The sequence below is a fragment of the Micromonospora craterilacus genome, assembly GCF_003236315.1.
GTDB lineage: Bacteria > Actinomycetota > Actinomycetes > Mycobacteriales > Micromonosporaceae > Micromonospora > Micromonospora craterilacus.
Genome location: NZ_POTY01000345.1, coordinates 1 through 4,953, shown reverse-complemented (window position 1 = coordinate 4,953; position 4,953 = coordinate 1). Strand labels below are relative to the sequence as shown.

Here is a 4,953-nt window from a genome sequence, read left to right as displayed (position 1 = left end):
GTACCACTCGGGGGCCGTCGGGGTGTCCGGCGTGGAGGCCCGTCGGCTGGACGTGACCGACCGGGCCGCGGTGCGGGCGCTGGTTTCCCGGGTACGCCCCGACGCCGTGGTCGCCACCCCCTACCGGTATGCCGACTGGGCGGTCACCGCCGACGGGGCGGCGCACATCGCGTACGCCGCCGCCGAGGCGGGGGCACGGCTGGTGCACATCTCCAGCGACGCGCTGCACGCCGGGCGCCCCGAGGCGTACGCCGACGACGAACCACCCACCCCGGTCTTCCCGTACGGCGCGGCGAAGGCGGCTGCGGAGACGGCGGTACGGGCGATCGACCCGGCCGCCGCGCTGGTGCGTACCTCGCTGATCCTGGGGGAGGGGAGCCCGCAGATCCAGCTCTGCCGGGACGCCCTGGCCGGGCGGGCGGCCCTGTTCACCGACGAACTCCGCTGCCCGGTGGACGTCGCGGACCTCGCCGCCGCCGTGCTCGAACTGGTGCCGTCCGGCTATGCGGGGTTGCTCAACGTGGCCGGCCCGGACGCGGTCAGCCGGGCGGAACTGGGCCTGCTGGTGGCCCGCCGGGCGGGCCTTGATGCGGCCGCCCTGAAGACCACCACCGCCGCCGCCTCCGGCCTGGTCCGCCCCGTCGAGGTACGCCTCGACTGCACCCGGGCCACCGGCCTGCTCCGGATCCGGCTGCGCGGCGTCACCGAACTGCTCGCCGCCTGACCCGCCGGCACCGCCCTCATCGGCGTGGCCGCGCACCCCCTTCGGCCCGCCACGCGCACCCGTCGGTTCCTGCCGCCCTTGCACAGAACTTGTGCATAGGAAATGTGCACAGCTATTGTGCATCCATGGCAGATGAGAGGCGACCCGCTCCGCGGCGGGTCCGGATCGACCACCGGCAGGTCCGCGTCCTGGCGCACCCGCTGCGTACGCGGCTGCTCGGCGCGCTGCGGGTGCAGGGGCCGGCCACCGCCACCACCCTCGCCGAGCTGCTCGACACCAACACCGGGGCGACCAGCTACCACCTGCGCCAGCTGGCCGAGGTCGGGCTGGTCGCCGAGGAGCCCGACCGGGGCACCGGGCGGCAGCGCTGGTGGCGGGCCGCGCACGACGTGACGAGCTGGGAGAGCACCGACTTCGACGACGACCCGGACGCGCGGGCCGCAGTGGAGTGGATCCAGTCCGAGCAGGTGCGCCTCTTCGTCGAACACGCCGAGCGGTGGTTCGCGGTGCGCGACCAGTGGTCACCCGAGTGGCGCGATGCCCTGGGCATGGGCGACGCCTTCATGACCATCCCGTCCTCCCGCCTCAAGGAACTCCAGGCGGAGCTGTGGCAGGTCCTTGAGCGCTACCGCGCCGAGGCCGACCCGGGCGAGCCGGGCGCCGAGCAGGTGCTGGTCTTCTACGCCGCGCTGCCGCTGCTGATGGGAAAGAAGCGATGAGCGCCCTGTCCGTACGCCAGGTCCGGCACCGCTACCTGGTCCTGCACGGCCTGCGTTGGCTGCCGGTCGGCCTGATGATCCCGGTGTTCATCCTGCTGATGCAGGAGCGCGGTCTGACGCTGGCCCAGATCGGCGTGGCCGTCGCCGCCCAGGGGGCGGTGGTGCTCGCCCTGGAACTGCCGACCGGCGGGTTCGCCGACGCGCTGGGCCGCAAGCCGGTGCTGCTGGTGGCCAGCGTGGTGAACCTCGCCTCGGTGGCCCTGCTGGTGGTGGCGGACTCGTTCGCCCTGCTGGTCGCCGTCTGGGCCTTGCAGGGCGTGTTCCGGGCCCTGGACAGCGGCCCCCTGGAGTCGTGGTACGTCGACAGCACCCTGGCCGCCGACCCGGACGCCGCGTACGAGAAGGGGCTCGGCCAGGGCGGCACCGTGCTGGGCCTGGCCGTCGCGGCCGGCGCGCTGCTCAGCGGTGGCCTGGTGGCCCTCGGCTCGATCGGCCCGCTCAGCGCGCTCACCGTGCCGGTCGTGGCCGCGGCCGGGTTCCAGCTGGTCTACCTGGCGGCGCTGATGACCCTGCTGGTGGAGGAGCGGCCGGCGGCCGGGCCCGGCGCGCTGCGGGCCTCGATCCGCAGCGCCCCGCGGATGGTCGGCGAGGCGGTCGGCCTGCTGCGCCGCTCCCGGGTGCTGCTCGCGCTGGTGGCGGTCGAACTGTTCTGGGGCTTCGGCATGGTCACCTTCGAGAACCTGCTGCCGGTCCGGCTGGCCGAAATGCTGGGCGACGCCGACCGGGCCGCCGCCCTGCTCGGCCCCAGCAGCACCGTGGCGTGGCTCGCCTCCGCCGGCGGCGCGGCGCTCACCCCGCTGCTCATCCGCTGGCTCGGCGCCGCACCCGGCGCCGCCCTGCTGCGCATCGTGCAGGGAGTCACCGTGGTCGGCATGGCCCTGCTCGCCGGCCCGGTCGGGGTGCTGATCGCCTTCTTCGCCTGCTACGCCGTGCACGGCGCCTCGAACCCGCTGCACATGGGGCTGTTGCACCGGCAGGTCGACGGCCCGTACCGGACCAGTGTGATCTCGGTGAACTCGATGGTGGCCATGCCGGCCGCTGCCCTCGGCGGCGTGCTGCTCGGGCTGATCGGCGACCGGGCCGGGGTGAGCACCGCGATGCTGGTGGGCGCGGTGGTGCTGGCCGTGGCCGCGCCGCTCTACCTGCCGGCCTGGCGGGCCGGCCGCGCCGCCGACGGTCAACCGGGACGGACCGAGGTGGGCGGCAAGGTGCCGGTGTAGCCGAGCCGCCGCCGAGGTCGCCTGAGCCCGGGGCCGGGCCGACCTTGGCGGCGGGGCGATCCACGGTGGAGATTGGCGAGTCGACCGATCGGGTACATCCCGCGCCGACCTACTGGAACCCCCACCGGAGGAACATCATGTTCGCCATCGCCGCAGCCGCGGTTTTCGGCTTCGCCCTGCTGCTCGACCTGCTGGACACCAAGCTCGGAGCGCCGGACCTGTTCAACTGGAACACCCTGGTACTGATCGGCCTGCTGCTGCTCGCGCTCCACCTGGCCGGCTTCCCCCGCCGGGGCGGTGGCCGCTGGAACCGGGGACGCCGTACGGGGCGCGGCTGACCGAGAACGATCATCGCGGCTTCGGTCGGCGGCGCGATTCCGGCGTAGCCGACCGAGCCCGGTACTGTTCTCGTGATGGAGTCCGATGCCCTCTTCACCCTCGGTGAACCCGCCGCAGCGCCCAGTGCGCTGGCGGGCTCAGGTGCCGTCGGCGGCTTCACCGCGGTCGCGCCGGACGCGCCGCTGCCCGTCCGGATGCGCCCGGCCGACCTGGACGAACTGGTCGGCCAGGAACACCTGCTCACCCCCGGTGCACCCCTGCGGCAGCTGGTCGCCGGGAGCGCGCCGATGTCGGTCATCCTGTGGGGACCACCGGGCAGCGGCAAGACCACCATCGCCCACCTGGTGGCCGGTGCCACCGACCGGCGCTTCGTCGCCATGTCGGCGCTCTCGGCGGGAGTGAAGGACGTCCGAGCCGTGATCGACACGGCTCGGCGGCAGCGGCGCTCCGGTGGCCCGCCGACGGTGCTCTTCATCGACGAGGTGCACCGGTTCAGTAAGACCCAGCAGGATTCGCTGCTCGCCGCGGTCGAGGACCGCACTGTCACGCTGCTCGCGGCCACCACGGAGAACCCGTACTTCTCGGTCATCTCCCCGCTGCTGTCCCGGTGCGTGCTGCTCACCCTGCACCCGCTCGACGACGCGGCGGTCCGCGGCCTGCTGCGGCGCGCGATGACCGACGAGCGCGGCCTGGCCGGGGCGCTCACCCTCGCCCCGGAGGCCGAGGACCACCTCGTCCGCCTGGCCGGTGGGGACGTCCGCAAGGCCCTCACCGCGTTGGAGGCCGCCGCGGGCTCGGCCACCGCGCTGGGCACCGGACGGATCGACCTGGCCACGGCCGAGCGGGCGGTGGACACGGCAGCGGTGCGCTACGACCGTGCGGGTGACGCCCACTACGACGTGACCAGCGCCTTCATCAAGAGCATGCGGGGTTCGGACGTGGACGCCGCGCTGCACTGGCTGGCCCGGATGCTGGTCGCCGGGGAGGACGCACGGTTCATCGCCCGGCGACTGGTTATCTTCGCCAGTGAGGACGTCGGCATGGCCGACCCGGCTGCCCTCGGCGTTGCCACCGCCGCCGCTCACGCGGTGGAGTACGTCGGCCTGCCCGAGGTGCAACTCAACCTGGCGCAGGCGGTGATCCACCTGGCCACCGCGCCCAAGTCGAACTCGGCCACCACGGCGATCGGCGCCGCGATCGCCGACGTGCGGGCCGGCCGGGGCGGCCCGGTGCCCCGCGGCCTGCGCGACGCGCACTACGCCGGTGCGCGGGGGCTCGGCCACGGCACCGGGTACCGCTACCCGCACGACGACCAACGGGGCGTGGTCGTCCAGCAGTACGTGCCGGACGATCTGATCGGCACCGACTACTACCGGCCGAGCCAGCACGGCGCGGAGCGATCGGTGGCCACCCGGCTGCCGTTGCTGCGCCGGATCGTCCGTGGGCTGCCGGCCCCCGCCCGTACGGAAGCGTCGCCGGCGGGTGGCCAGGCCGAGGCGCCGACGTCGTCCGGAGTCGACGGCAGCCGGCAGCCGGCCACGGACGCGGCGGATGAGGTCGGCGGTAGCGCCGACGGGAAGGGTCAACAGTGAAATCGTCGGAGCGACCGGAGGACGGCCCGGACGAACGGCGCACCAAGGGCCGTCGTTGGGGCCGGGGCAAGGCTGAGGCCGCCCCGGAGGAGCCGGCTGCCGGCGAGGATTTCGGCTGGATCGACGACCTGCGATCGGCCAAGCAGCAACGCGGTGAGCTGGGTCCCGACGGTGTCGCGCCGGCACCGGGCGCGCCCCCGGCCGCCCGGCCGGGCCCCGCGATGCCGTCGGGTCCCGCGATGCCGCCGGGTCCCGCGATGCCGCCCGGCCCGGACCGCCCCGGCCAGGCGCCGCCCGGC

Annotated in this window: 5 protein-coding genes and 1 pseudogene; all 6 read left to right on the top strand. The window is 74.5% G+C overall.

Annotation, left to right across the window (positions count from 1 at the left end):
• Positions 1-724 (top strand): sugar nucleotide-binding protein (locus tag C1I95_RS31765; RefSeq protein ID WP_233514008.1); only part of this gene is annotated, 724 nt, incomplete at its 5' end.
• Positions 725-849: 125 nt separating this feature from the next.
• Positions 850-1,443 (top strand): winged helix-turn-helix domain-containing protein, encoded by a 594-nt coding sequence (locus C1I95_RS31760; RefSeq protein WP_111219527.1) that lies wholly within the window; start codon positions 850-852, stop codon positions 1,441-1,443.
• A pseudogene (locus C1I95_RS31755) lies at positions 1,440-2,806 on the top strand (MFS transporter); the annotation flags it as partial. The gene C1I95_RS31760 and the pseudogene C1I95_RS31755, both read left to right, overlap by 4 nt.
• A gap of 54 nt (positions 2,807-2,860) precedes the next feature.
• Positions 2,861-3,061: a hypothetical protein gene (locus C1I95_RS31750; protein ID WP_111219531.1), complete on the top strand. Its 201-nt coding sequence runs from the start codon at positions 2,861-2,863 to the stop codon at positions 3,059-3,061.
• Positions 3,062-3,136: 75 nt separating this feature from the next.
• Complete coding sequence (locus C1I95_RS31745; protein ID WP_111219523.1) at positions 3,137-4,654, top strand: replication-associated recombination protein A; 1,518 nt, start codon at positions 3,137-3,139, stop codon at positions 4,652-4,654.
• Positions 4,651-4,953, top strand: a 303-nt coding sequence (locus C1I95_RS36015) for a hypothetical protein (RefSeq protein ID WP_199524003.1), incomplete at its 3' end; no start/stop codon positions are given. The genes C1I95_RS31745 and C1I95_RS36015, both read left to right, overlap by 4 nt.

Excerpts from the sequence above, each read along its gene's own strand:
- C1I95_RS31760 (WP_111219527.1), top strand. The coding sequence starts at position 850 with ATGGCAGATGAGAGGCGACCCGCTCCGCGGCGGGTCCGGATCGACCAC.
- C1I95_RS31750 (WP_111219531.1), top strand. The coding sequence starts at position 2,861 with ATGTTCGCCATCGCCGCAGCCGCGGTTTTCGGCTTCGCCCTGCTGCTC.
- C1I95_RS31745 (WP_111219523.1), top strand. The coding sequence starts at position 3,137 with ATGGAGTCCGATGCCCTCTTCACCCTCGGTGAACCCGCCGCAGCGCCC.